Annotated in this window: 21 protein-coding genes and 5 tRNA genes; 23 read left to right on the forward strand and 3 right to left on the reverse strand. The window is 62.1% G+C overall.

Annotation, left to right across the window (positions count from 1 at the left end; genetic code table 11):
* Positions 1–3: 3 nt before the first annotated feature.
* The 9 genes from mutL to J2T57_RS10680 all read left to right on the forward strand — a co-directional run bounded on the left by mutL (position 4) and on the right by J2T57_RS10680 (position 9,658).
* Positions 4–1,863 carry a DNA mismatch repair endonuclease MutL gene (mutL, locus tag J2T57_RS10640; protein WP_253477770.1) on the forward strand — a complete coding sequence of 620 codons (1,860 nt, stop codon included), beginning with the start codon at positions 4–6 and terminating at the stop codon, positions 1,861–1,863.
* 1 nt (position 1,864) lies between these two features.
* Complete coding sequence (gene miaA / locus J2T57_RS10645; RefSeq protein WP_253477772.1) at positions 1,865–2,860, forward strand: tRNA (adenosine(37)-N6)-dimethylallyltransferase MiaA; 996 nt, start codon at positions 1,865–1,867, stop codon at positions 2,858–2,860.
* 165 nt (positions 2,861–3,025) lie between these two features.
* Entirely contained in the window at positions 3,026–3,286 is a 261-nt protein-coding gene (gene hfq, locus J2T57_RS10650) for an RNA chaperone Hfq (RefSeq protein WP_253477774.1), read from the forward strand.
* A 31-nt stretch (positions 3,287–3,317) separates the two neighbouring features.
* Positions 3,318–4,604 carry a ribosome rescue GTPase HflX gene (gene hflX, locus J2T57_RS10655; protein ID WP_301289331.1) on the forward strand — a complete coding sequence of 429 codons (1,287 nt, stop codon included), beginning with the start codon at positions 3,318–3,320 and terminating at the stop codon, positions 4,602–4,604.
* A gap of 85 nt (positions 4,605–4,689) precedes the next feature.
* Positions 4,690–5,940 carry an FtsH protease activity modulator HflK gene (gene hflK / locus J2T57_RS10660; protein WP_253477778.1) on the forward strand — a complete coding sequence of 417 codons (1,251 nt, stop codon included), beginning with the start codon at positions 4,690–4,692 and terminating at the stop codon, positions 5,938–5,940.
* Positions 5,940–6,812 (forward strand): protease modulator HflC, encoded by an 873-nt coding sequence (gene hflC / locus J2T57_RS10665; protein WP_253477780.1) that lies wholly within the window; start codon positions 5,940–5,942, stop codon positions 6,810–6,812. Before hflK ends, hflC begins: the two co-directional genes overlap by 1 nt.
* A 100-nt stretch (positions 6,813–6,912) precedes the next feature.
* Positions 6,913–7,107: a DUF2065 domain-containing protein gene (locus tag J2T57_RS10670; protein WP_253477782.1), complete on the forward strand. Its 195-nt coding sequence runs from the start codon at positions 6,913–6,915 to the stop codon at positions 7,105–7,107.
* 18 nt (positions 7,108–7,125) lie between these two features.
* Positions 7,126–8,325, forward strand: coding sequence for an ATP phosphoribosyltransferase regulatory subunit (locus J2T57_RS10675; protein ID WP_253477784.1), 1,200 nt, complete (start codon positions 7,126–7,128; stop codon positions 8,323–8,325).
* A gap of 37 nt (positions 8,326–8,362) precedes the next feature.
* Positions 8,363–9,658, forward strand: coding sequence for an adenylosuccinate synthase (locus J2T57_RS10680; RefSeq protein WP_253477787.1), 1,296 nt, complete (start codon positions 8,363–8,365; stop codon positions 9,656–9,658).
* 57 nt (positions 9,659–9,715) lie between these two features.
* On the opposite strand, the gene J2T57_RS10685 is transcribed toward J2T57_RS10680, so the two are convergent.
* Positions 9,716–9,802 (reverse strand) — tRNA-Leu (locus tag J2T57_RS10685).
* Positions 9,803–9,911: 109 nt separating this feature from the next.
* On the opposite strand from J2T57_RS10685, the gene rnr reads away from it, so the two are divergent.
* From rnr to radA, 10 genes are all read left to right on the forward strand, one after another.
* Positions 9,912–12,227: a ribonuclease R gene (gene rnr, locus J2T57_RS10690; RefSeq protein ID WP_253477791.1), complete on the forward strand. Its 2,316-nt coding sequence runs from the start codon at positions 9,912–9,914 to the stop codon at positions 12,225–12,227.
* Between the two features lie 13 nt (positions 12,228–12,240).
* Positions 12,241–13,005: a 23S rRNA (guanosine(2251)-2'-O)-methyltransferase RlmB gene (rlmB, locus tag J2T57_RS10695; protein WP_253477793.1), complete on the forward strand. Its 765-nt coding sequence runs from the start codon at positions 12,241–12,243 to the stop codon at positions 13,003–13,005.
* A gap of 109 nt (positions 13,006–13,114) precedes the next feature.
* The gene (gene rpsF / locus J2T57_RS10700; RefSeq protein ID WP_253477796.1) at positions 13,115–13,537 is read left to right on the forward strand and encodes a 30S ribosomal protein S6; all 423 of its coding nucleotides are present in this window, start codon (positions 13,115–13,117) and stop codon (positions 13,535–13,537) included.
* Between the two features lie 17 nt (positions 13,538–13,554).
* On the forward strand, positions 13,555–13,893 hold the full coding sequence (locus J2T57_RS10705) for a single-stranded DNA-binding protein (protein ID WP_253477799.1): 339 nt from the start codon (positions 13,555–13,557) through the stop codon (positions 13,891–13,893).
* Positions 13,894–13,904: 11 nt separating this feature from the next.
* Positions 13,905–14,129 (forward strand): 30S ribosomal protein S18, encoded by a 225-nt coding sequence (rpsR, locus tag J2T57_RS10710; protein ID WP_253477801.1) that lies wholly within the window; start codon positions 13,905–13,907, stop codon positions 14,127–14,129.
* Between the two features lie 35 nt (positions 14,130–14,164).
* The gene (locus J2T57_RS10715; RefSeq protein WP_253477803.1) at positions 14,165–15,007 is read left to right on the forward strand and encodes a YybS family protein; all 843 of its coding nucleotides are present in this window, start codon (positions 14,165–14,167) and stop codon (positions 15,005–15,007) included.
* A gap of 51 nt (positions 15,008–15,058) precedes the next feature.
* The gene (gene rplI / locus J2T57_RS10720; RefSeq protein WP_253477806.1) at positions 15,059–15,520 is read left to right on the forward strand and encodes a 50S ribosomal protein L9; all 462 of its coding nucleotides are present in this window, start codon (positions 15,059–15,061) and stop codon (positions 15,518–15,520) included.
* Positions 15,521–15,747: 227 nt separating this feature from the next.
* Positions 15,748–17,142 (forward strand): replicative DNA helicase, encoded by a 1,395-nt coding sequence (gene dnaB / locus J2T57_RS10725; RefSeq protein WP_253477809.1) that lies wholly within the window; start codon positions 15,748–15,750, stop codon positions 17,140–17,142.
* Positions 17,139–18,251, forward strand: a complete 1,113-nt coding sequence (gene alr, locus J2T57_RS10730) for an alanine racemase (RefSeq protein WP_253477812.1) — start codon at positions 17,139–17,141, stop codon at positions 18,249–18,251. The genes dnaB and alr overlap by 4 nt, the downstream gene beginning before the upstream one ends.
* Positions 18,226–19,596, forward strand: coding sequence for a DNA repair protein RadA (gene radA, locus J2T57_RS10735; protein WP_253477814.1), 1,371 nt, complete (start codon positions 18,226–18,228; stop codon positions 19,594–19,596). Before alr ends, radA begins: the two co-directional genes overlap by 26 nt.
* A 6-nt stretch (positions 19,597–19,602) precedes the next feature.
* On the opposite strand, the gene J2T57_RS10740 is transcribed toward radA, so the two are convergent.
* Positions 19,603–20,013, reverse strand: coding sequence for a PilZ domain-containing protein (locus J2T57_RS10740; protein WP_366519091.1), 411 nt, complete (start codon positions 20,011–20,013; stop codon positions 19,603–19,605).
* 17 nt (positions 20,014–20,030) lie between these two features.
* On the reverse strand, positions 20,031–20,912 hold the full coding sequence (gene folD, locus J2T57_RS10745) for a bifunctional methylenetetrahydrofolate dehydrogenase/methenyltetrahydrofolate cyclohydrolase FolD (RefSeq protein ID WP_253477820.1): 882 nt from the start codon (positions 20,910–20,912) through the stop codon (positions 20,031–20,033).
* Between the two features lie 183 nt (positions 20,913–21,095).
* Between folD and J2T57_RS10750 the strand changes: the two genes are divergently transcribed.
* From J2T57_RS10750 to J2T57_RS10765, 4 genes are all read left to right on the forward strand, one after another.
* A tRNA-Pro gene (locus J2T57_RS10750) sits at positions 21,096–21,172 on the forward strand.
* Positions 21,173–21,208: 36 nt separating this feature from the next.
* A tRNA-Arg gene (locus J2T57_RS10755) sits at positions 21,209–21,285 on the forward strand.
* Positions 21,286–21,323: 38 nt separating this feature from the next.
* A tRNA-His gene (locus tag J2T57_RS10760) sits at positions 21,324–21,399 on the forward strand.
* A gap of 6 nt (positions 21,400–21,405) precedes the next feature.
* Positions 21,406–21,481 (forward strand) — tRNA-Lys (locus J2T57_RS10765).
* Positions 21,482–21,961: the final 480 nt, after the last annotated feature.

The following is a 21,961-nucleotide window of genomic DNA, read 5'->3' on the forward strand; positions in this document are numbered from 1 at the left end:
GTCATGACCGAGCGGCGGCCTATACGTCCGTTGCCTGGCCAGTTGGTCAACCAGATTGCTGCGGGGGAGGTCGTGGAGCGTCCCGCCTCTGTGGCGAAGGAGCTGCTCGAAAACAGCCTGGATGCGGGTGCTGACAGGATCGAAATCGATGTTGAGGCCGGTGGCGCACGGGTGATCCGCATCCGCGACAACGGCGTTGGAATTCCTCGTGAGGAGTTGGCGCTGGCCCTGCAACGCCACGCAACCAGCAAGATCGGTTCGCTTGCCGAGTTGGAGCGTGTGGCAAGCCTGGGGTTCAGGGGTGAGGCGCTGCCCAGTATCGCCTCCGTGTCACGCCTGACACTGACGTCCAGGGCCCGGGGTGAGACTCACGCCTGGTCGGCGACCTGCCAGGGCGATGACATCGACGTGAGCCCCGCGCCTCACCCGGAAGGGACCACGGTTGAAGTGCGTGATCTCTTTTTCAACACCCCTGCACGGCGCAAGTTCATGCGTACCGAGCGCACCGAATACACCCACCTGCTGGAGATGGTTCGTCGCCTCGCCATGGCCCGCTTCGACGTCGGGCTCACGCTACGTCATAACGGCCGGGCCACCCTGCAGTTGCCGCCCGCCGCGCTACAGGAAGAGCGGGAACGGCGCTTGGCCAGGTTGCTTGGCGATGGGTTCGTCGAGCATGCGCTGGGGGTGGATGTGGAAGCCAGTGGACTGAGCGTGCGCGGCTGGATGGGCCTGCCTACATTCTCCCGCAGCCAGGCGGATTTACAGTATTTGTACGTCAACGGTCGTATGGTGCGCGACAGGACCGCTGTTCATGCCATTCGCCGAGCCTATCAGGACGTGTTGTTCAAGGATCGCTACCCGGCCTACGTGCTCTACATCGACGTGGACCCGGCACAGGTAGACGTCAACGTGCATCCGGCGAAGCATGAGGTCCGGTTTCGGGACGGCAGGCTCATTCATGACTTTCTGTCCCGGCATCTTCGACAGGTGCTTGAGGGTGTGCGTCCCGAGCCGGGCATGGAGTCCGCCCTGCGACCGCAGGAAGCGGCGTTTGGCTTGGCTCGGGGCGCCTCGACCACGGGTGCGGGTGCGGCTTACCAGGCCGTCACTCCGCGTCAGGGGCGTATGGAGCTTCCGGTACAGGAGGCCCGCGCCCTTTATGGCGAACGGGTCGCTGAATGGTCGGATCAAGCGGCGCCGATGCCACAACGGTCGGCGCCGTCTGGTGGCGTCAATCCGCATCCCGTGCCAAGGCCTGATCCGGCGGCTGCCGGGGCGCCTCCGCTCGGCTATGCGGTGGGGCAGATTCACGGTGTCTACATCGTTGCGCAGAATGCCCATGGCCTGGTGCTGGTGGATATGCACGCTGCCCATGAGCGTATCGTCTACGAGCGTCTCAAGGCAGACATGGCCCGGCAGGGTGTCCAGTCGCAGCCGCTGCTCGTTCCTCTTCCACTCGCCGTTACACCCGCCGAAGCGACACTTGCAGAGGAGCATGCCGAGGCGTTTGTCCGATTGGGGATCGAGATCGATCGCAGCGGTCCCGAATCCCTCGTTGTTCGCGGTGTGCCAACCATTCTCGGACAGGCCGATGTCGGCGCGCTGGTCCGGGATGTACTGGCGGATATCGGTACCAGTGGTGATGCGTCGCGTCTTGAAGCCCGGTTCAATGAAGTGCTCTCAACCATGGCCTGCCATGGTTCGGTACGCGCCAACCGGCGACTGGAGCTGGCGGAAATGAACGCCTTGCTGCGGGATATGGAGAATACGCCCAACAGTGGGCAGTGCAACCATGGCCGGCCAACCTGGACGCAGTTGGGTATGACCGACCTGGACCGTCTGTTCATGCGGGGTCAGTAGCGTGGCTGACGTGAGCGCCAGCGCGGCTCCGGTTTTCTGCCTGCGGGGGCCAACAGCCAGCGGCAAGACGGATCTGGCCGTGGTGCTGGCTGAGCGCGCGCCAGTAGACGTGATCAGCGTCGATTCAGCCATGATTTATCGCGGCATGGATATCGGTACCGCCAAGCCTTCGGTGGCCCTCAGGCAACGTGTGCCGCATGGCCTGATCGATATACTCGATCCTGCGGAGAGCTACTCCGCCGCTGCGTTCCGTCGGGATGCGCTAAGGGAAATCCGGCGCAGCCATGCCCGGGGACGTATTCCCCTGCTGGTAGGGGGAACCATGCTGTATTTCCGTGCTCTGGAAGAGGGTCTTTCCAGGCTGCCATCTGCCGATCCGGCATTGCGTGATCGACTGGAGCGGGAGGCCGCTACTCGCGGCGTCAACGGAATGCACGCCTGGCTGCGGAAACTCGATCCAGCGTCTGCAGAGCGTCTGCACGTCAATGACAGCCAGCGCGTGCAGCGCGCCCTTGAGGTCTGCCTGATTACGGGCAGGCCAATGAGCGATCTGCAGGCGGGTGGGGAGGGGCCGCCAGAAGGTCTGGCCCTGCATCGTCTTGCCGTGATGCCTGCGGCGCGAAGCCTGTTGCATCAACGGATTGCGGAGCGCTTCCATGCGATGCTCGAGGCCGGATTCGAAGACGAGGTGAGCGCACTGCGAGAGCGGGGTGATCTTGCGCTGAACCAACCGTCCATGCGCGCTGTCGGTTATCGACAGATGTGGCTCCATATGGATGGTGCATATGGGCGGCAGGAGATGATAAAGCGGGCAGTCACTGCGACCCGGCAGTATGCGAAACGACAGCTGACGTGGTTGCGCCGGGATGATACCGTTCGCGTGCTGACTGGGCCGCATGCGGCGCTGGCGGATGACTTGCAGCGCGAGATCGACAGGGAACTCGTTCGATGGAGGCCGCCGACGGTCACTTTGGCCCAGGCGGACGAGCCCTGCTGAGGCACGGGCTGGCAGTATTTCCGGAGCCGGGAAACGTGGTCTGTTGTGATAAACTGGGGCTTGGGCCAGTGTGTCCCGAACGCGGTAGCCGAGATCTGTAAGGGAAGGCAGGCGCGGGCTCACGGAAAACAACAAATTTGGGATGAATAACAAGGGGCTACTGAAATGTCCAAAGGACAATCTCTGCAGGAACCGTTCCTGAATGCGCTGCGCAAGGAGCGGATTCCCGTATCCATCTACCTGGTGAACGGAATCAAGCTTCAGGGCCAGATCGAGTCTTTTGACCAATTTGTGGTGCTGTTGCGCAATACAGTGAGTCAGATGGTGTACAAGCACGCCATCTCGACCGTGGTACCTGCGCGCAATGTGAAACTGCCCCAGGGGGAAGGCAACGACCGAGGTAGCCCAGATCTTGGTAACGTCTGAAACGATTAATGGCGCGGCTTCAGAGCTGAATCTGTTCGAAAGGCCCGCAGGCGGTGAGCGGGCCATTCTTGTTCATCTGGATCTGGGCGAGCTCCCGCCCGAGGCAGCAATAGACGAATTGGAGGCGCTGGCGGTATCCGCCGGCGCAGAGGTGGTTGATCGCCTGATCATTCGGCGTAACCGTCCCGACCCGCGCTACTTCATCGGCCGCGGACGCATGGAGGAAATACAGGCCCGAGTGGCCGTTGAGGGGATCGAGGCGGTCCTGGTCAATCATCCTCTCAGCCCGAGCCAGGGTCGCAACCTGGAGCGTGCCCTTTGCTGCCGGGTGCTGGATCGCACCGAGCTGATTCTTGATATCTTCGCGCAACGCGCGAGAAGTCATGAAGGCAAGCTGCAGGTCGAGCTCGCGCAACTGCGCCACATGGCGAGTCGCCTGGTGCGGGGTTGGACGCACCTTGAGAGACAGAAGGGCGGCATCGGGATGCGTGGCCCGGGTGAAACGCAGCTGGAAATGGACCGACGCATGCTTGGTGTGCGCATCCGGCAGCTGGAGAAACGCCTGCAGCGCGTGCAGAAACAGCGTGAGCAGGGTCGGCAGTCGAGGCGCAAGCGAGATGTTGCGACGGTTTCGCTGGTGGGCTACACCAACGCTGGCAAGTCAACGCTCTTCAACGCGCTCACCCAGGCCGAGGTGTATGCCGATGACCGCCTGTTTGCGACCCTCGATACGACCTTGCGGCGGCTCGAGCTATCCCACGGTGACGCGGTAGTCCTGGCCGATACCGTAGGCTTCATCCGGGATCTGCCCCACCAGCTGGTTGCCGCTTTCCGCTCGACGCTGGAAGAATCGGTGCAGTCCCAGCTTTTGCTGCACGTTATCGACGCCAGTGATCCTGAGCGTGCAGCCGGGATTGAAGAGGTTGAGAAGGTACTTGCCGACATCGGGGCGCACGAATTGCCTCGTTTGCGTGTCTACAACAAGACCGACCTGATTGGTGGTCGTCCGCGTGTCACCTTCAACCAGGACGCGGGCGTCACCGAGGTGTGGCTGTCAGCGGTTAGCGGCGAGGGGCTGGAGCTTCTGCACGAGGAAGTTCGACGCTTGCAGGGCGCGGAACGTGTCCATGGTCGAATTCGTCTGACGCCTAGCCAGGGCCGGTTGCGGTCGCGATTGTTCGAGTTGGGCGAAGTATTGGGTGAGCAGACAGAGGCGTGTGGTGATCTGCTCATGGAGATCGAGATTCGTCGTACGGATCTGGAACGATTGCGGGACAACGAAGGGTTGTCCCGCGAAATCGAGCTCGTGGATGCGTGATGCCTTGCGGCAGCGCCCTTGCGCTCTATAAAATCTGCTGCCGCCGAGCAGGGCGGTTCGATGACTGACGGTACGGAGAGACTTTATGTCCTGGAATGAACCCGGTCGCGGCAACCGCGATCCGTGGGGTGGTGGAGGGTCCGGCAACCAGGGGCCGCCAGATCTCGACGAGGTGATCAAAAAGGTTCGAGGCAAGCTCGGCGGCCTGTTTGGAGGTAAAGGTTCCTCCGGCGGCGGCAATGGTGGCTTCGGCGGCGAGAACGGCAACGGTTCCGACCAGGGTGGCGGCGGTGCCGGCATCAGCGGAACCGGGATCGCTATCATCATCGGCGTGGCCTTCCTGGTCTGGATGGCCTCCGGCATCTACATCGTCGACGAAGGTCACCGTGGTCTTGAGTTGCGCTTCGGTCAATACCAGCAGACCACGACTCCTGGGCCACACTGGCGGCCGCCGTATCCCATCGGCTCCGTTGAGAAGGTCAACGTCGAAGAGCGCCGTGTTGCCCCTGTTGGTTACGAGCTCATGGGTGGTGACCGCCGGCGCAAGATCGAGCGCGAGGCATTGATGCTGACCCGGGACGAGAATATCGTCGAGGTTCAGCTCGCCGTGCAGTATCAGGTCGGCGATCCCCGCCTGTACCGCTTCAATTTCCGTGACCCGGATGAGAGCCTCAAGCAGGTCGCTGAGAGTTCGGTCCGCGAAGTGGTGGGGCGATCCAACCTTGAATTCGTGCTGACCGAGGGTCGGGCCGAGGTGGCCGAAGAAGTTTTCGAGTTGGTCAGCGCGGCAATGGACAACTACGGAACCGGCCTGACAGTGGTCAGTGTGGACATGCAGGACATTCAGGCCCCGGATGAAGTCCAGGAAGCATTCGAAGACGTGATCATGGCGCGTGAAGATGCGCAGCGCGTCATCAACCAGGCCAATGCCTACGCCAACCAGGTCGTGCCGGAGGCTCGTGGTCGGTCCGCCCGAATCCGCGAGGACGCCGAGGGTTACCGGGCGAGGGTGACCAACGAGGCAGACGGTGAAAGCACCCGCTTCGTTGCGCTGCTGCGCGAGTACGAACGGGCGCCGGAAGTTACCAGGGGTCGAATTTATCTCGACACCATGGCGGAGATCCTTGAGCGCAATCGGAAGGTCCTGATTGACTCCGATGCCGGAGATCCCTTGCTATACCTGCCGATGGACCAGCTTCAGCGCGGCCGGCAGACCGATGGCGGCAGCGTCCGACCGCTGGACAGAGACGTCCTCGAACGCCGAGTGCCGGCGGCCGGGGCTACCAGTAGCGATGCCCGCAGCCGCGGCGATCTGCGCAGCAGGGGGGCAAACTGATGAGTGGCATGAAGAACATCATCGTAGCTGTGCTTGTGGTGGCAGGGACCCTGCTCTACTTCTCGGTCTTCACCGTTCATGAGACCGAACGGGCCATGAAATTCCGTCTTGGTGAGGTGGTCCGTGCGGACTATGAGCCAGGCCTGCATTTCAAGATGCCGTTTATCAATAACGTGCGTAAGTTCGATGGCCGTGTGCAGACGCTGGATGCGGAGCCTGAGCGCTTCCTGACCGGTGAGCAGAAGAACCTCATTGTCGATACCTTCGTGAAGTGGCGGATCGGCAGCACTCGAGAGTTCTACACCACGGTGCGTGGCAGTGTGGAAGAGGCGAATCGGCGCTTGGGCGTGCGAGTCCGCGACCGATTGCGGAGCGAGTTCGGGCGGCGCCAGGTGGACGACGTGATCGCCGGCGATCGAGCCCTGATCATGGACATCCTGCAGGAAGAGCTGCGTGATTTTGCCGCCAACATTGGTGTTGAAGTGGTGGACGTCCGCATCAAGCGTGTCGATCTGCCGCCCAACGTCAGTGAATCCGTGTTCGCCCGCATGCGGGCCGACCGCGAGCGTGTGGCGCGGAACATTCGGGCACAAGGTGAAGAGCAGGCTGAAACCCTCAGGGCCGAGGCCGATCGGCAGGTGACCATCCTGGTCGCGGAAGCGGAGCGTGACGCCGAAACCATTCGTGGTGAAGGTGATGCGCGAGCTGCCCAGATCTACGCCGATGCATTTGATCAGGATCGGGAGTTCTTCAACTTCACGCGTAGCCTGCGGGCCTATCAGCGTGCGTTCGACGGTGAGGATGACGTAATGGTATTGTCCCCCCGTTCGGATTTCTTCCGCTACTTTGAAGATGTGGAGGGTCGCGACTAGCGCGACGTTTTCCGCTCGAACAAAACGCGGAAGCGGTTGATCGATCGATCAGTCAGCCGGGCGGCCAGAGTAGCCGCCCGGATTTTTTTGTGGAGGCCCTTTGGCAAGTTGGGAATACCTGCTGATCGGGCTGGGCCTGATGCTCGTATTCGAGGGCATCATGCCTTTTCTGAGTCCGGCGACACTGCGCCAGTACATGCGCCAGATCATCGAACTCGATGACCGGTCATTGCGCATTGCCGGGTTGGTAGCCATGCTCACCGGACTCGCCATCCTTTATCTGATCCGGCCCTGACGCCGGGAGCGCGAGAACATGAACGACGGAGACTTCTCCGACGATAACCGGTGGATGCTGCCGGAAGCCGTCGATGAATTGCTGCCGCCGCGTGCGCGGGCGCTCGAGCTACTGCGTCGGCGCGTGCTCGATGTTTATGAGCGTTGGGGCTATGAGTTGATCATGCCGCCAACCATCGAGTATCTGGATTCCCTGCTCACCGGAACGGGACGGGATCTGGACTTGCAGACTTTCAAGCTCACGGACCAACTGAGTGGCCGACTCATGGGTGTCCGCGCCGACATGACACCCCAGGCTGCCCGCATTGATGCCCACAAGTTGCGTCGTAACGGCCCGGTCAGGCTCTGCTACGTAGGTACGGTGCTGCACACGCGCTCCGAGGGTCCAGGACAATCCCGCAATCCCGTGCAGGTTGGTGCCGAGTTGTACGGACATGCCGGTGTCGAGAGCGATGTGGAGATCATCGATCTCATGCTGGAAACCCTGAGCGTCGCAGGCGTGAATCCGCCCCACCTTGATCTGGGCCACGTCGGCATCTTCCGCGCGCTGGCCGAGGAAGCGGCATTGGGCGAGGAATGTGAAACGCGTTTGTTCGAGGCGCTGCAACGCAAGGCCCGCGGTGAAGTTGCCGAACTGCTTGATACGGTATCCGATGCGGACTGTCGCGCCCGGCTTGCCGCATTGACGGATCTCAATGGCGGTATCGGTGTGCTCGACCAGGCAGGCGAGCAGTTGCGCGGTGCCGGCGAGGGCGTGCGACGAGAGCTCCAGCACCTCTGGGCACTGGCGTCCCGTCTCGAAAACCGGCATCCGGGAATGACATTGCACTTCGATCTTGCCGAGCTTGCCGGTTACCAGTTCCACACCGGTGTGGTCTTTGCAGCCTATGTGCCCGGTCAGGGTCGCGAACTCGCGCGCGGTGGTCGTTATGATGATATCGGCCGCGTGTTCGGCAGGGCGCGGCCGGCAACAGGTTTCAGCGCCGACCTCAAGCAACTGCTGCAGTTGGGCGATGCTGCGTCAGGCGTTTCGCCGGCTGCCGGGATTCTTGCGCCGTGGTCGGATGATCCGGCGTTGTTGGGGGAAGTGCGTCGCCTGCGGGATGCGGGTGAGCGCGTCGTTCTCGCCTTGCCGGGAGAGCCCATTCCCGAGGATGGCTTATACGACAGGGAACTGGTCGAACAGGAAGGCCGCTGGCGGCTGCAACCCAGACAATGAGCGCCCCGCTGGGGCTTGATGATGCTGGACGGAGAGCATGGCAAAGAACGTAGTCGTAATCGGGACGCAATGGGGTGACGAAGGCAAGGGCAAGGTGGTGGACCTGCTCACCGAGCGTGCTCAGGCAGTCGCGCGCTTTCAGGGCGGGCACAATGCCGGGCATACGCTCTGGCTGGATGGTCGCAAGACGGTCCTGCATCTCATACCCTCCGGCATTCTGCATGAGGGGGTGCACTGCCTGATCGGCAATGGTGTGGTGCTCGAGCCCGGCAAGGTGCTTGAGGAAATCGCCGCCCTGGAGGCGCGCGGTGTGCCCGCCCGGGAGAGGCTGCGCATCAGCCCCGCCTGCCCGATCATACTGCCCACTCACCAGCGTCTGGATGGTGCCCGGGAGGTAGCACGAGGCAAGGATCGTATCGGCACCACCAACCGTGGCATTGGACCGGCCTATGAGGACAAGGTCGCCCGGCGGGGTATCCGTCTCGCAGATCTCTACGATCAGGAGCGCCTCGAGCGCAAACTGAGTGACCTGCTGCACTTCCACAACTTCATTCTCAAGAACTATTTCAACGAAGAGCCTGTAGATGGCGCCGAGGTACTGGCGAAGCTCCGTACCCAGGCGGAAGAGCTGCGCCCGTTGATGGATGACGTGACCGCCATCCTGCAGCAACATGTCAACGCGGGTAGCCACATCCTGTTCGAGGGAGCGCAGGGCGCCCTGCTAGATGTGGATCATGGCACCTATCCCTTCGTAACCTCGTCGAACACCACCGCCGGGGCGGCAGCCACGGGTACCGGCATCGGCCCCAGGCACCTGGACTACGTGCTGGGAATTACCAAGGCGTATACCACGCGAGTCGGGGCGGGGCCTTTCCCCACGGAACTCGATTGCGACATCGGTCGTCATCTGGCCGAGAAGGGCAAGGAGTTCGGATCCACCACCGGTCGGGCCAGGCGGTGTGGCTGGTTCGACGCGGTGGCCATGCGTCGCAGCGCACAGGTCAACAGCCTCTCCGGGCTCTGCATCACCAAGCTGGATGTGCTGGATGGGCTTGAAAGCGTACAAATTTGCGTTGGCTATGAGGCGAAAGGTCAGTGGTACAACCTGCCACCGACCGGCGCGGAAGCCCTGTCAGCCTGTGATCCCGAGTACATCGAGATGCCCGGCTGGAAAGAGTCCACGGCCGGGTTGACGGATCGGGAGCAATTGCCGGCGGCGGCCCGGGCCTATCTGGAGAAGCTCGAGGAACTCGTGGGCGTTCCCGTGGACATGATCTCCACGGGTCCGGATCGCAATGAGACCATCATGCTGCGTCACCCCTTCGACGCCTGATCGTCCGGATCGGCCCACAAAAAAAGGCGAACCATGAGGTTCGCCTTTTTGCTCGTCTGGTGCCCAGGAGAGGACTTGAACCTCCACGGGGTTTCCCCCACTAGCACCTGAAGCTAGCGCGTCTACCAATTCCGCCACCTGGGCCTGTCAGTGGCTTCCCACCGCAGTTCGGCGCGTACTCTACCGGCGGCCACCTATCCTGTCAACGATTGCCGGCCGCGCCTCCGAGGCCGTAAACGCGTACAATGCCGCAATGACAACACGAAAGCCCATTGCTGACCCGAATACCGACCCGTTTCTCGCTCGAGAGCAGGATAAATACGCTCACCCCGTCCCCAGCCGGGAGTTCATCCTGGAGTTTCTTGAGGAGCAGGCCGCTCCGTTCACCCGGGATGAAATTGCCGCGGCGCTCAGTCTCGACCACCCGGACGCGCTCGAGGGTTTGCGGCGCCGTCTGATCGCCATGGAGCGGGATGGACAGCTGGTGCGCAACCGTCGCGAAGGCTATGTGCTGGTGGATCATGAGGAATTGATCCGGGGGCGCATTATTGGCCATAAGGATGGGTTCGGCTGGCTGGCTCCGGACGCCGGTGGCGAGCGGATCTTTCTTTCGCCGCGGGATATGCGCACCGTGCTCCATGGTGACCGGGCCGTGGTCCGCATTGTCGGCATGGATCAGCAGGGAAAGCCGGAAGGGCGCATCGTCGACGTACTCACTCGGGCCAACAAGGCGGTAGTTGGGCGGTATCTCGAAGAGTCCGGCGTGTCCTTCGTGGTGCCCCAGAATCGACGTTTGCACCTGGATATCGTTATTCCGCCCGAGCATCGCGGGTCGGCGCTGGACGGACAGCTTGTCGTGGTCGGCATCGAGCAGCAGCCGACACGGCGCTTGCAGCCAGTTGGCCGGATCATGCAGGTGCTGGGCGAGCAGATCGAGCCCGGCAGCGAAGTCGAGACGGCTGCACTGACTTATGGTGTTCCCGTGTCCTGGCCGGAGGCGGCGCTCCAGCAGGCCGAAGAGTTGCCGGAAGAGGTGGCGGAGTCAGACAAGGCAGGACGTCGGGATCTCCGGGACCTCCCCCTGGTCACCATCGATGGCGCTGACGCCAAGGATTTCGACGACGCCGTCTATTGTGAGCCCAAGCCCAGTGGCTGGCGTCTTGTGGTGGCCATCGCCGATGTCTCGCACTACGTACAGCCGGGTAGTGCGCTGGACCACGAGGCTCAGGATCGGGGCAACTCGGTCTATTTTCCCGGTCAGGTCGTCCCCATGCTGCCGGAGCGCCTGTCCAACGGACTGTGCTCACTGAACCCTCGGGTTGATCGCCTGTGCATGGTTTGCGACATGCTGATCAGTGATTCGGGCACGATTCGCCGCTCCCAGTTCTACCGCGGTGTCATGCGCTCCCATGCGCGGATGCTCTACGAACAGGTGGCGAAGATTGTCGTCGACCGGGATAGTGAATTGCGCAAGCGCTACCAGGCCCTGGTGCCGCATCTGGATGATCTCTTCGAGATGTACGGGGTGTTGCGCAAGGCGCGGCGGCACCGCGGCGCCATCGACTTCGAGACCACCGAAACCGCTATCACCTTTGGCCCCGATGGCATCATCGAGGGCGTCTATCCGGTACAGCGCAATGAAGCCCACAAGATAATAGAAGAGTGCATGCTCGCAGCCAACCTGGCGACGGCACGCTATCTCAAGCGGCACCGGGTGCCGTCGTTATTTCGAAATCACGAGGGTCCGGATGGGGACCGGCTGGACAACCTCCGGGACTTTCTCTCCGGTATCGGCTTGAGCCTGGGCGGGGGCGATGACCCGCAACCCAAGGACTACGCCCGCCTGATGGATGCGGTCTCCCGGCGGCCTGATCGGGAACTGATCCAGACGGTCATGCTCCGCTCGCTGCAACAGGCTGTCTATCATCCGGAGAATGCCGGCCATTTCGGCCTCGCCATGAGCGAATACGCACACTTTACTTCGCCCATCCGCCGCTATCCGGATCTGCTGGTGCATCGGGCCATTGGTCATGTGCTCGAGGGAAAGCCTGGCGACAGCTTCCCCCTGGATCAGGATCGATTACTGACCCTTGGCGAGCACTGTTCGATGACGGAGCGGCGTGCCGATGAGGCCACGCGCGATGTGGTGATGATGCTCAAGTGCCGCTACATGCGGGATCGTGTCGGTGAGGAATTCGATGGCGTGATCACCGCTGTCACCGGCTTTGGTCTGTTCGTGGAACTCGAAGAAGTACACGTCGATGGCCTTGTACACGTGACGCAACTGGAGAACGATTTCTTTCACTTCGACCCGGTCCGCCATGAGCTTCAGGGGGACCGAACAGGCCGCGTCTACCGCCTGACAGACCGGGTTCGGGTCCGTCTTGATCGAGTGAATCCGGACGAAAAGAAGATCGATCTCAGTATGCTTGGACCGCTGGACGAGTCCGGTCAGGTGGTGCCGGCGGCGGCATCCGACGGTCGTAAACGGGGCCCTGGCAAGGGTGCCAAACGTGATGGCAAGGAGCGGGCCTCCCGTCCGGGGCGTGGTCGGCGGCGCGGGCGATAGATCGGGCAACACCATGAGCGAACCGTCTGTTGTTGGCATCCATGGTGTGCGCGCGGCTCTCAAGTATGATCCGGCGCGTGTCGATGGTGTGTGGGTGGAGCGGGGCCGGCGTGACCGGCGCATGGAGCAGGTGCGCGAGCTCGCACAGCGGGCCGGCGTCAAGGTCTATGCCGCCAGCCGGCGCGAACTCGACGCCATGGCCGAAGGTGCCGTGCATCAGGGCGTCGTGGCCCGTTTGCGTGGTGAGCGCCCACTGGACGAAGGCGATCTCGAACGTCTCCTTGATGGGCTGGCGGAGCCTGCATTTCTCCTTGTGGTCGACCAGGTGCAGGATCCCCACAACCTTGGTGCCTGTCTGCGTAGCGCGGATGCGGCTGGTGTCCATGCTGTGATCGCGCCGCGAGACCGGGCCGTCGGTCTGACCCCTGTTGTCCACAAGGTTGCGTCCGGCGCCACACGAACCACACCCTTTATCCAGGTCACCAATCTGGCGCGCACGCTGGAGGGCATCAAACGTCGCGGGGTCTTCCTAGTGGGATGCGCCGGCGAGGCTGACCATTCCCTCTATCAGCAGGACCTCACTGGCCCCATTGCCCTGGTCATGGGCGCGGAAGGGGAGGGCATGCGCAGGCTCACCCGGGAGCACTGCGATTTCCTGGTCCGTATCCCCATGGTGGGGCATGTGGAGAGTCTGAACGTCTCCGTTGCAACCGGCATCGTGCTGTTCGAGGCGCTGCGCCAGCGAATCGCCGATTCTACAAGTGTTCCCACTGCTTGATTTTCTGTATACTGCCGCCCTTTCTGGGGAATCCCCCGGATTAACCCTGCTTCACGGCCTTGGCCGGAAGCTTCGCCGGGCAAAGCCCGGGTAACCAAAGGGAGCAACAATGCGACATTACGAAATCGTCTTTCTGGTCCATCCGGACCAGAGCGAGCAGGTGCCCGCCATGATCGAACGTTATCGTGGCACGGTCGAATCCCAGGGTGGCAAAGTCCATCGCCTTGAGGATTGGGGTCGCCGGCAGCTCGCCTATCCCATCAAGAAGCTCATCAAGGCCCACTACGTCATGATGAACGTGGAGTGTGGCCCTGAGGAAATGGAAGAGCTGACTTCGGCCTTCCGCTTCAATGATGCCGTGATCCGCCACATGGTGCTGTCCCGTGATGAAGCGGTGACCGAGCCCTCCTTCATGACGCGTGAAGAGAGCAAGGAGCGTGGACGCCGTGAAGAACGTGGCGATCGCGACCGGGGCGAAGATCGTGGGTCCAGGCGTGAACGCGACGAGGAAGATGCCGACGCGGAAGCCTGAGCCGGGTCTGGCTGCTGATGGCGGAACGCACATCGCGCTGGCCCGACAACAGGCTTGTTCTGACCGGGCGCCTGCTTGGTGAGCCTGATGTCCGTCAGACGCCAGCTGGGCTTAAGATCGTGCGGCTGCGCATCGAGCATGGTGAGAACACTGAGGGGGCCACAGCCGACAGGCGGCCCTTCCAGGTTACGGTGCGGGTTGCCGCACCGGAACTGCTCGAGACCGCCTGCCGACTGCGCGACGGTGATCAGGTCCGCGTAACGGGAAGCCTGATGGGCATGGGTCACCGGACGTACCGCACCACACTGGAAATTGACGCGCGAGGGTTGCATATTGCCGACCCCGCGAACGAATGAGGAGCTTCGAGATGGCACGTTTTTTCCGTCGACGGAAGTATTGTCGCTTCACCGCCGAAGGCGTGAAGGAAATCGACTACAAGGATCTGAACACGCTGCGCAACTACATCACTGAAACAGGCAAGATCGTACCCAGCCGAATCACTGGCACCAGTGCGCGTTATCAGCGTCAACTCGCCGCAGCGATCAAGCGGGCGCGTTACCTGGCATTGCTGCCGTACACTGATCGCCACTAGGGGTCGGCGGTATGCGGGGGCTTGCCCAATTCATCATGAAGGGGCGCCTCTACGGCATCCTGTTCGTGGTCGCGGCAAGCCTGATTCCGCTGTTCATGTGGTTCGGCAATGCCGCGTTGGCGCTGTGGACACTTCGGCGCGGGCCGGCCGATGGCGCATTGATCGCCGCAGGCGCGCTGGTTGGCTACCTGTTGGTCGAACTGGTGGCCACCGGGCAGGTTGCAGGCGCCCTGCTCATGGTGCTGGTGCTGTGGATGCCGGTGCTGGGCGCAGCCATGGTGCTGCGTGGAACCATCTCGTTGCCGCTCACCGTGCTCTGTGTCAGTGGTTTTTCGGTGATGGTGATGGCCCTGTTCCACCTCATTGCCGGTGGCGATGGGGCGATCTGGGCTTCCGCCCTGGGCATCGATGTGAGCGAGCTCAGTGAGGCGCAGCGCGAGGAATTGTCTGCCATCGGGCGCTATGTTCCGCTGGGTGTCGGCCTGAGCGTCTGGATCAACACTATCTTCGGGTTGTTTCTTGGGCGTTATTGGCAGGCGGTGCTGTACAATCCGGGCGGGTTCCGGGAAGAGTTCTATCGCTTCAGCCTGGGCAACACGGTTGCGATCGGTGTCGCGGTTACGTTGCTGGGCGGTATGTTGTTCGGATCCTGGGCGCTCGCGCAGTTCGGTATCTTGCTGGGGGCAGCTTACGTCTTGCAGGCGTTTGCAGTTGTGCATGCCTTCAGTCGCGCGCGTGGCTGGGGTTGGGCCGTTCCCGCTGCTGGCTATGTGACGCTGCCGTTGAGCTGGCCGGCATTCATGATCATCGGGTTGCTGGATAGCTGGCAGAATTTCCGCAAGCGCTTGCCGGCACCCGAGGAAAAAAGTTCTGACTGAGCGGCGCGAATTCCGCGGGCCGCATTGATACGAGTAGACGGGGTTGTAAAGATGGACGTCATACTGCTGGAGAAGATCGATAATCTGGGCAACCTCGGAGACAAGGTCTCCGTCCGCTCCGGTTATGGGCGTAATTTCCTGATTCCTCAGGGCAAGGCCAAGCCGGCCACGGAAGAAAACGTTCGCTACTTCGAAGAGCGTCGCGCCGAACTCGAGCGTCAGGCCCAGGAAGTGCTGGCAGCCGCAGAGCAGCGCAAGGCGCAGCTTGAGGGCCTGTCGGTGACCATCAAGGCGAAGGCCGGTGATGAAGGCAAGCTGTTCGGGTCCGTGGGTACGGCGGATATCGCTGACGCGGTGACTGCCGCTGGCGTCGAAATCGCCAAGCAGGAAGTCCGCTTGCCCGAAGGCCCCTTGCGGGTGACCGGCTCCTATCAGATCGAGCTGCATCTGCATGCAGACGTCGATACCGAAGTGACCGTGGTTGTCGAGGCACTTGACGAGCTCCAGGGCTAGGCGCCAGCGTCTGTAACGCGCTCGCCTGACCTGACTTCCACACCTTCAGCGCGGCCGGGTGGATGCCCTCACGTCCATTCGGCCGCGCTGCGTATGTGGAGGGGGTCGGATGGCATCCCGGTGCGCATGTCGGTACTCTGTGAAGGGAGTTCGAGCCCCTTCACCACGCGATGTGTCTGGCCGTGGGCAGGCGAAATCGCTGAGTTTCAGGAGCTGATTGTCACACCATGGCAGAAACCCGGACATCCTCGCCGTCAGCGGCCGACATCGCCGCACTCAAGGTTCCGCCGCACTCCCTGGAGGCGGAACAGGCGGTTCTGGGCGGTCTCATGGTGGACAACGATGCCTGGGAGCGAATTGCCGATCGCATTCGTGAAGAAGACTTCTACCGGCATGATCACCGCCTGATCTTTCGGGGCATGTCCACCCTGGCGGAACGCCAGCAGCCCATGGATGTGGTGACCCTGGCCGAGTGGCTTAAGCGCTCCGACCTGCTGGAAGACGCCGGAGGCATTGCCTACCTGGGGGCCCTGGCGTCGGATACGCCCAGTGCCGCTAACATTACGGCCTACGCGGATATCGTCAGGGAGCGTGCGGTCTTGCGCGACCTGATCCGGGCGGGTACGTCCGTGGTGGGGGCCGCCTTCCAGCCCGATGGCCGCGATAGCCGTGAACTGCTGGAAGAGGCGGAGAGGACGATCTTCGAGATCGCCGAGAGTAGCGGGCGCTTTCGTAAGGGCTTTGTCGGGGTTCGCGACGTGCTCCCAGGCGTCGTGGACCGTATCGATGAGCTGTTTCACCGCAATGATACGGTGACCGGGCTTGCCACCGGGTTTACCGACTTTGACGAAATGACCTCTGGTCTGCAAAACGGCGACCTGGTCATCGTTGCCGCCCGACCCTCCATGGGCAAGACCACCTTCGCCATGAACATGGCCGAGCATGCTGCACTCAGGGGAGGCAAGCCGGTCGCCGTGTTCAGCATGGAAATGCCCGCTGACTCGCTGGCCATGCGCATGTTGTCGTCGCTGGGGCGCATCCATTTGCAGAAGATCCGTACCGGCAAACTGGATGACGAGGATTGGCCGCGGCTCACGTCGACCATGAGTATCCTTTCTGATGCTGCGCTGTTCATTGACGATTCCCCCGGCCTGTCGCCGCAGGACATGCGCGCCCGGGCACGTCGACTCAAGCGCGAGCATGGGCTTGGGCTGATCGTCGTGGATTACCTGCAGCTGATGCAATTGCCTGGTTTCAAGGAGAACCGCACCGCGGAGATTTCCGAGATTTCACGGTCCCTCAAGTCCATGGCCAAGGAACTGGAAGTGCCGGTGGTGGCCCTCTCACAGCTCAATCGCAGCCTGGAGCAGCGTCCCAACAAGCGCCCGGTCATGTCAGATCTGCGTGAGTCCGGCGCCATCGAGCAGGACGCGGATGTGATCGTTTTCATCTATCGCGATGAGGTCTACAACGAAGAGAGCCCGGACAAGGGCAGCGCCGAGATTATCATCGGCAAGCAGCGTAACGGCCCCATCGGCAGCTGTCGTCTCACCTTTCTCGGTCAGTTCACGCGCTTCGAGAATTACGTGCACGATGTCTACCGCAGCGAGGGTTATCAGTGAGCCGAGACACCCGCGCGGTCATCAGCACCGACGCCCTGCGCCACAACCTTGAGGTGGCACGCCAGCACGCAGATGGTGGCCGGGTCATGGCGGTCATCAAGGCCAACGGCTATGGCCATGGTCTGTTAAGGGTGGCTGGCGCCCTGCGGCAGGCGGACGCGTTCGCCGTCACCTGCATGGAAGAGGCCATTCCCCTGCGGGAAGCGGGCTATGCCCATCCGATCCTGTTGCTCGAGGGGGTCTTCGAGCCCGCGGAACTCAAGCAGGCCTGTCGTTACCGCCTCGACATTGCGGTGCATTCGGAGTGGCAGTTGCGATTGCTGGAAGATACCCGGCTGCCACGTCCCTTGTCGGTCTGGCTGAAGATTGATTCCGGTATGCACCGGCTTGGTTTCCAGCCGGATGCCGTTGCGGCGATTCACCAACGGCTGCTCGATTGCGCCTGGATCGGGCCGCATGTCCGTTTCATGACCCATCTCGCCTGTGCCGACGATCGCCATGACGAGCGCACCCGGCTGCAGGTCGGCAACTTCGATGCGGTGACGCGGGATCTGGCAGGTGAGCATTCCATTGCCAATTCGGCGGGTGTGCTGGGCTGGCCGGAGGCAAGGCGTGACTGGCTGCGCCCCGGGGTCATGCTCTACGGTGTCAATCCCTTTATCGATGGTATGGAGGCCCCGGCACTGCGGCCTGCGATGACGCTCAAGAGCCGGTTGATCGCCATCAACCAATACAAGGCTGGTGATTCCGTGGGCTACGGGGCGACCTGGACCTGCCCTGAGGACATGCCCGTGGGTGTTGTTGCCATTGGCTACGGCGACGGCTATCCCCGGCATGCTGTGTCAGGCACACCGGTGTTGGTCAATGACCGGGAAACGCAGTTGGTCGGGCGGGTTTCCATGGACATGTTGTCCGTTGACCTGCGGGGACTTGAGCAGGAGGTCGACATCGGCGATGAGGTGACGCTCTGGGGGCAGGGCTTGCCGGTGGAGCGTGTGGCCGAGAAGGCCGGTACCATTGCCTACGAACTGCTCTGTGGTGTGACCAGCCGCGTGCACGTGCAACTGGGAAGAGACTCACTTCGTGGTGAAAACCCGCAGCCAGTATAGCTGTACCGCTTGCGGCGCTCTCAGCCCCAAATGGTCCGGTCAGTGCCCCGAGTGCGGGGCCTGGAACAGTCTGCAGGAACAGCGGGCCGTGATGGCGACGCCGCGGGCCAAGCCGCAGGGCGGGCAATACGCCGGGGATACCGGCATTCAGGCGCTGTCTGCGGTGGATCTGGTGGAAGAGGCCCGCAGTACCACCGGGATCGGTGAACTCGACCGTGTACTCGGCGGTGGGCTGGTTGAAGGTGGTGTCGTCCTGCTTGGTGGTGACCCCGGAATCGGCAAGTCGACCCTGCTGCTGCAGACCACGGCAAGCCTTGCCCAGGCGGGTGAGGCGCTCTACGTCACCGGCGAGGAGTCACTGCGCCAGGTAGCCATGCGGGCGACGCGATTGGGGCTTCCCACTGACGGGCTGCACGTACTCGCCGAGACCAGTGTCGAGTCCATCCTTGCAGCGGCCTCGACGCGACGGCCTCGCGTCATGGTAATCGATTCAATCCAGACGATATTCTCCGAGCAGTTGCAGTCCGCCCCCGGTTCCGTGGCCCAGGTACGGGAGAGCGCAGCCCTGCTGGTGCGCCACGCAAAGCAGACGGGAACCGCCCTGTTCCTGGTGGGGCATGTGACCAAGGATGGCCAGTTGGCGGGGCCAAGGGTGTTGGAGCACATGGTGGATACCGTACTCTATTTCGAGAGCGATGGAGGCAGCCGGTTTCGTCTGCTCAGGGCCGTCAAGAACCGTTTCGGGGCGGCCAACGAACTGGGTGTCTTTGCCATGGATGACGGCGGACTCAAGGAAGTGCGCAACCCGTCGGCCATTTTTCTCTCCCGCCATGAGGATGCCGTTAGCGGGAGCGTGGTCATGGTGATGCGCGAGGGCAGTCGCCCGATGCTGGTGGAATTGCAGTCCCTGGTGGCGGAGACTTCCCTCAGCAACCCGCGACGGGTCGCCGTGGGAATGGATCAGAACCGTCTGGCCATGCTGCTGGCGGTGCTGCATCGGCATGGTGGCGTGTTCACCGCAGATCAGGACGTCTTTATCAATGTGGTGGGTGGTGTCCGAGTCAGTGAAACCGCCAGCGATCTGCCAGCGCTGCTGGCTGCGCTCTCAAGCCTGCGCGACAGGCCTGTCCCCGGGGATACCGTCACGTTCGGCGAAATTGGTCTGGCAGGGGAGATAAGGCCCGTTCCGAATGGCGAGGAGCGACTGCGGGAGGCCGCGAAACATGGATTTCGTCGAGCCCTGGTGCCCGAGAAGAATGTTCCAAGGGGTAAACAGGCCATACAGGGCATGGAGGTCATCGGAGTGCGACGGCTGGGAGACGCCATGGACGTCGCCTTCGGCTGACGAAGCTCAGTGGCCGAGATCGGCCAGTTCGCGCTGCAGCAGTTCGGTATCGCCGGTATTCAATTCCACCAGTCGCCGCAGGTGGCTCATGCTGTCCAGGTCGATTTCCAGGCAGTGGAAGCCGGCCAGGTTGCCGTTCTGGTGCACCAGCTCCAGCTGCATGCTGATCTCGACATCCGCGGACAGCGGGATATCCAGTCGGCAGCGTGCGCCGTCCGTCAAGGTGGCGTGGGCGGGTAGGGCAAGCAGCGCGCCATTCAGCGATAGATCCTGCACCTGTACTTCCAGCGGATAATGACCGCTTTGCAGTACACCGGCACTCTCGAACATTACTCTCGAGAAGGACCGCCGATCGTCCTGGTTCCGAGTTGTCATTCTGATCCCGAAGTCATCCCGCAAACGTCCCGACCATAGCATCGGGCGGGAATCAGGAACTAGACCTGCATCACAGCGGCGGCTTGTGTCTGATCCCTGTTGACCGCCGCCTGCAGGGTGTTCTCCAGCAGGGTTGCGACGGTCATGGGTCCGACGCCGCCTGGGACCGGCGTGATCCAGGAAGCTCGGCTTGCCGCCCCGGCGGTGTCCACGTCGCCGGTGAGCTTGCCGTTGGGCAGCCGGTTCATGCCGACGTCGAGGACAACCGCTCCGGGCCGGATCCAGTCGCCCGGTATGAAGCCGGGCTGGCCCACGGCGACCACGAGTATTTCCGCCGCGCGGACCTTGGCCTCGAGTTGACGGCTGCGAGAGTGGCAGATCGTCGGCGTGCAGCGGGCATTAAGCAGTTCAAGCGCCATGGGGCGACCGACAATGTTGGACTGGCCAATCACCAGGGCGTCGCAGCCCTCGAGTTCGATATCCGCCCGTCGCATCAGCGTCATCACTCCCCGTGGCGTGCATGGCCGCAGGCCAGGCAGCTTGAGCGCGAGTTTGCCCATGTTAACCGGATGGAAGCCGTCCACGTCCTTGTCGGGACGAATCCGCTCGATCACCGTTTCGCTGTCAATGTGAGCGGGCAGGGGGAGTTGAACCAGGATTCCGTCAATCGCCGGATCGGCATTCAGCGTGTCGATCCTGTCCAGCAACTCGGCCTGACTGGTACTGGCCGGAAGGTCGTAGCCTCGTGATACGAAGCCGATACTTTCGCAGCTGCGTCGCTTGTTGTTCACATAGACATGCGAGGCCGGGTTATCGCCGACCAGAATCACGGCGAGACCCGGTGGCCTGTGACCCGCCGCACTGCGCGCCTGGACCGTGTTCCGAATCGCATCTTTAATAGAGGCCGCAGCGACCTTGCCGTCGAGAATTTTTGCGCTCATCGTGACCGTGTTCAGATGGTGTCGGGAAAAGCGACATCGACGCCGCCCCGGTGGGGAACCGCCATGCCCGTGGCAGGGGCGGGATTGTCGCATGTGCCCCCAACCCGGACAAGGCGTGACATTGACGGCACTGGGGGCCGGGCGTATTATTCCGCGCTCTGCGTGCGGCGGTAACGAATGACTCGGGGTGTAGCGCAGCCTGGTAGCGCGCCAGCTTTGGGAGCTGGATGTCGGGGGTTCGAATCCCTCCACCCCGACCAGACAGCTTGGCTGCGGCGGGTCGACAACGTATCATTGCGCCCGTAGCTCAATTGGATAGAGCATCGGCCTTCTAAGCCGACGGTTGCAGGTTCGAGTCCTGCCGGGTGCGCCATCTGCGAACCCCGCAGGATGCGCAATAAGTAGTCAATGGTGGGCGTAGCTCAGTTGGTAGAGCCCCGGATTGTGATTCCGGTTGTCGTGGGTTCGAGTCCCATCGTCCACCCCAGATTCTGGGCCGTTAGCTCAATTGGTAGAGCAGCTGACTCTTAATCAGTAGGTTCGGGGTTCGAGTCCCTGACGGCCCACCATAATAATCAAGCACTTACGATAATTTCAGGTAGGTGCTTTTTTGTCCCCCTCGCTCTGTAGTGCTTCCCGTAGTGCACATTGACGGCTGCTATCTGTCTGTCGTCATGCTACGTGTCCAATAGTCCCGCAGCCTGTAAGCCTCTCTCGTAAGATTTCCGAGCAATCATGACCGCATTCCTTGGGTTAAGGCTAAAAGCCTCTCTTAGGCTCTCTAAACACCCCCCATCCCCCCAATTGCCCCCGATCAGGTGCGGGGGTACCGACCTTCCACAACACAAAAAGAAAAAATGAGATTATGTGACAGTCACCATTCGTTCGGTGACAGTCACGAAATAGGAACAGCATCATGCCACGCAGCCCCATCGGCCCGAAGGCCATGACGCCTATGCGACGACAATTGCTCTGGCCGGTTAACGACAACTACTTTGGCCGGTTGCCACTAAGCTTGACCGCTTTTCCACGGGACCCAGAAAGGGGCG

This window comes from Natronocella acetinitrilica, assembly GCF_024170285.1.
In the GTDB taxonomy this organism is placed as follows: domain Bacteria; phylum Pseudomonadota; class Gammaproteobacteria; order Nitrococcales; family Aquisalimonadaceae; genus Natronocella; species Natronocella acetinitrilica.

What these genes read in the sequence shown, in the direction of transcription:
- mutL (WP_253477770.1), top strand. Translation starts at nt 4, where the DNA reads ATGACCGAGCGGCGGCCTATACGTCCGTTGCCTGGCCAGTTGGTCAAC.
- hfq (WP_253477774.1), top strand. Translation starts at nt 3,026, where the DNA reads ATGTCCAAAGGACAATCTCTGCAGGAACCGTTCCTGAATGCGCTGCGC.
- hflK (WP_253477778.1), top strand. Translation starts at nt 4,690, where the DNA reads ATGTCCTGGAATGAACCCGGTCGCGGCAACCGCGATCCGTGGGGTGGT.
- hflC (WP_253477780.1), top strand. Translation starts at nt 5,940, where the DNA reads ATGAGTGGCATGAAGAACATCATCGTAGCTGTGCTTGTGGTGGCAGGG.
- J2T57_RS10675 (WP_253477784.1), top strand. Translation starts at nt 7,126, where the DNA reads ATGAACGACGGAGACTTCTCCGACGATAACCGGTGGATGCTGCCGGAA.
- J2T57_RS10680 (WP_253477787.1), top strand. Translation starts at nt 8,363, where the DNA reads ATGGCAAAGAACGTAGTCGTAATCGGGACGCAATGGGGTGACGAAGGC.
- rnr (WP_253477791.1), top strand. Translation starts at nt 9,912, where the DNA reads ATGACAACACGAAAGCCCATTGCTGACCCGAATACCGACCCGTTTCTC.
- rlmB (WP_253477793.1), top strand. Translation starts at nt 12,241, where the DNA reads ATGAGCGAACCGTCTGTTGTTGGCATCCATGGTGTGCGCGCGGCTCTC.
- rpsF (WP_253477796.1), top strand. Translation starts at nt 13,115, where the DNA reads ATGCGACATTACGAAATCGTCTTTCTGGTCCATCCGGACCAGAGCGAG.
- J2T57_RS10705 (WP_253477799.1), top strand. Translation starts at nt 13,555, where the DNA reads ATGGCGGAACGCACATCGCGCTGGCCCGACAACAGGCTTGTTCTGACC.
- rpsR (WP_253477801.1), top strand. Translation starts at nt 13,905, where the DNA reads ATGGCACGTTTTTTCCGTCGACGGAAGTATTGTCGCTTCACCGCCGAA.
- J2T57_RS10715 (WP_253477803.1), top strand. Translation starts at nt 14,165, where the DNA reads ATGAAGGGGCGCCTCTACGGCATCCTGTTCGTGGTCGCGGCAAGCCTG.
- rplI (WP_253477806.1), top strand. Translation starts at nt 15,059, where the DNA reads ATGGACGTCATACTGCTGGAGAAGATCGATAATCTGGGCAACCTCGGA.
- dnaB (WP_253477809.1), top strand. Translation starts at nt 15,748, where the DNA reads ATGGCAGAAACCCGGACATCCTCGCCGTCAGCGGCCGACATCGCCGCA.
- J2T57_RS10740 (WP_366519091.1), bottom strand. Translation starts at nt 20,013, where the DNA reads ATGCTATGGTCGGGACGTTTGCGGGATGACTTCGGGATCAGAATGACA.
- folD (WP_253477820.1), bottom strand. Translation starts at nt 20,912, where the DNA reads ATGAGCGCAAAAATTCTCGACGGCAAGGTCGCTGCGGCCTCTATTAAA.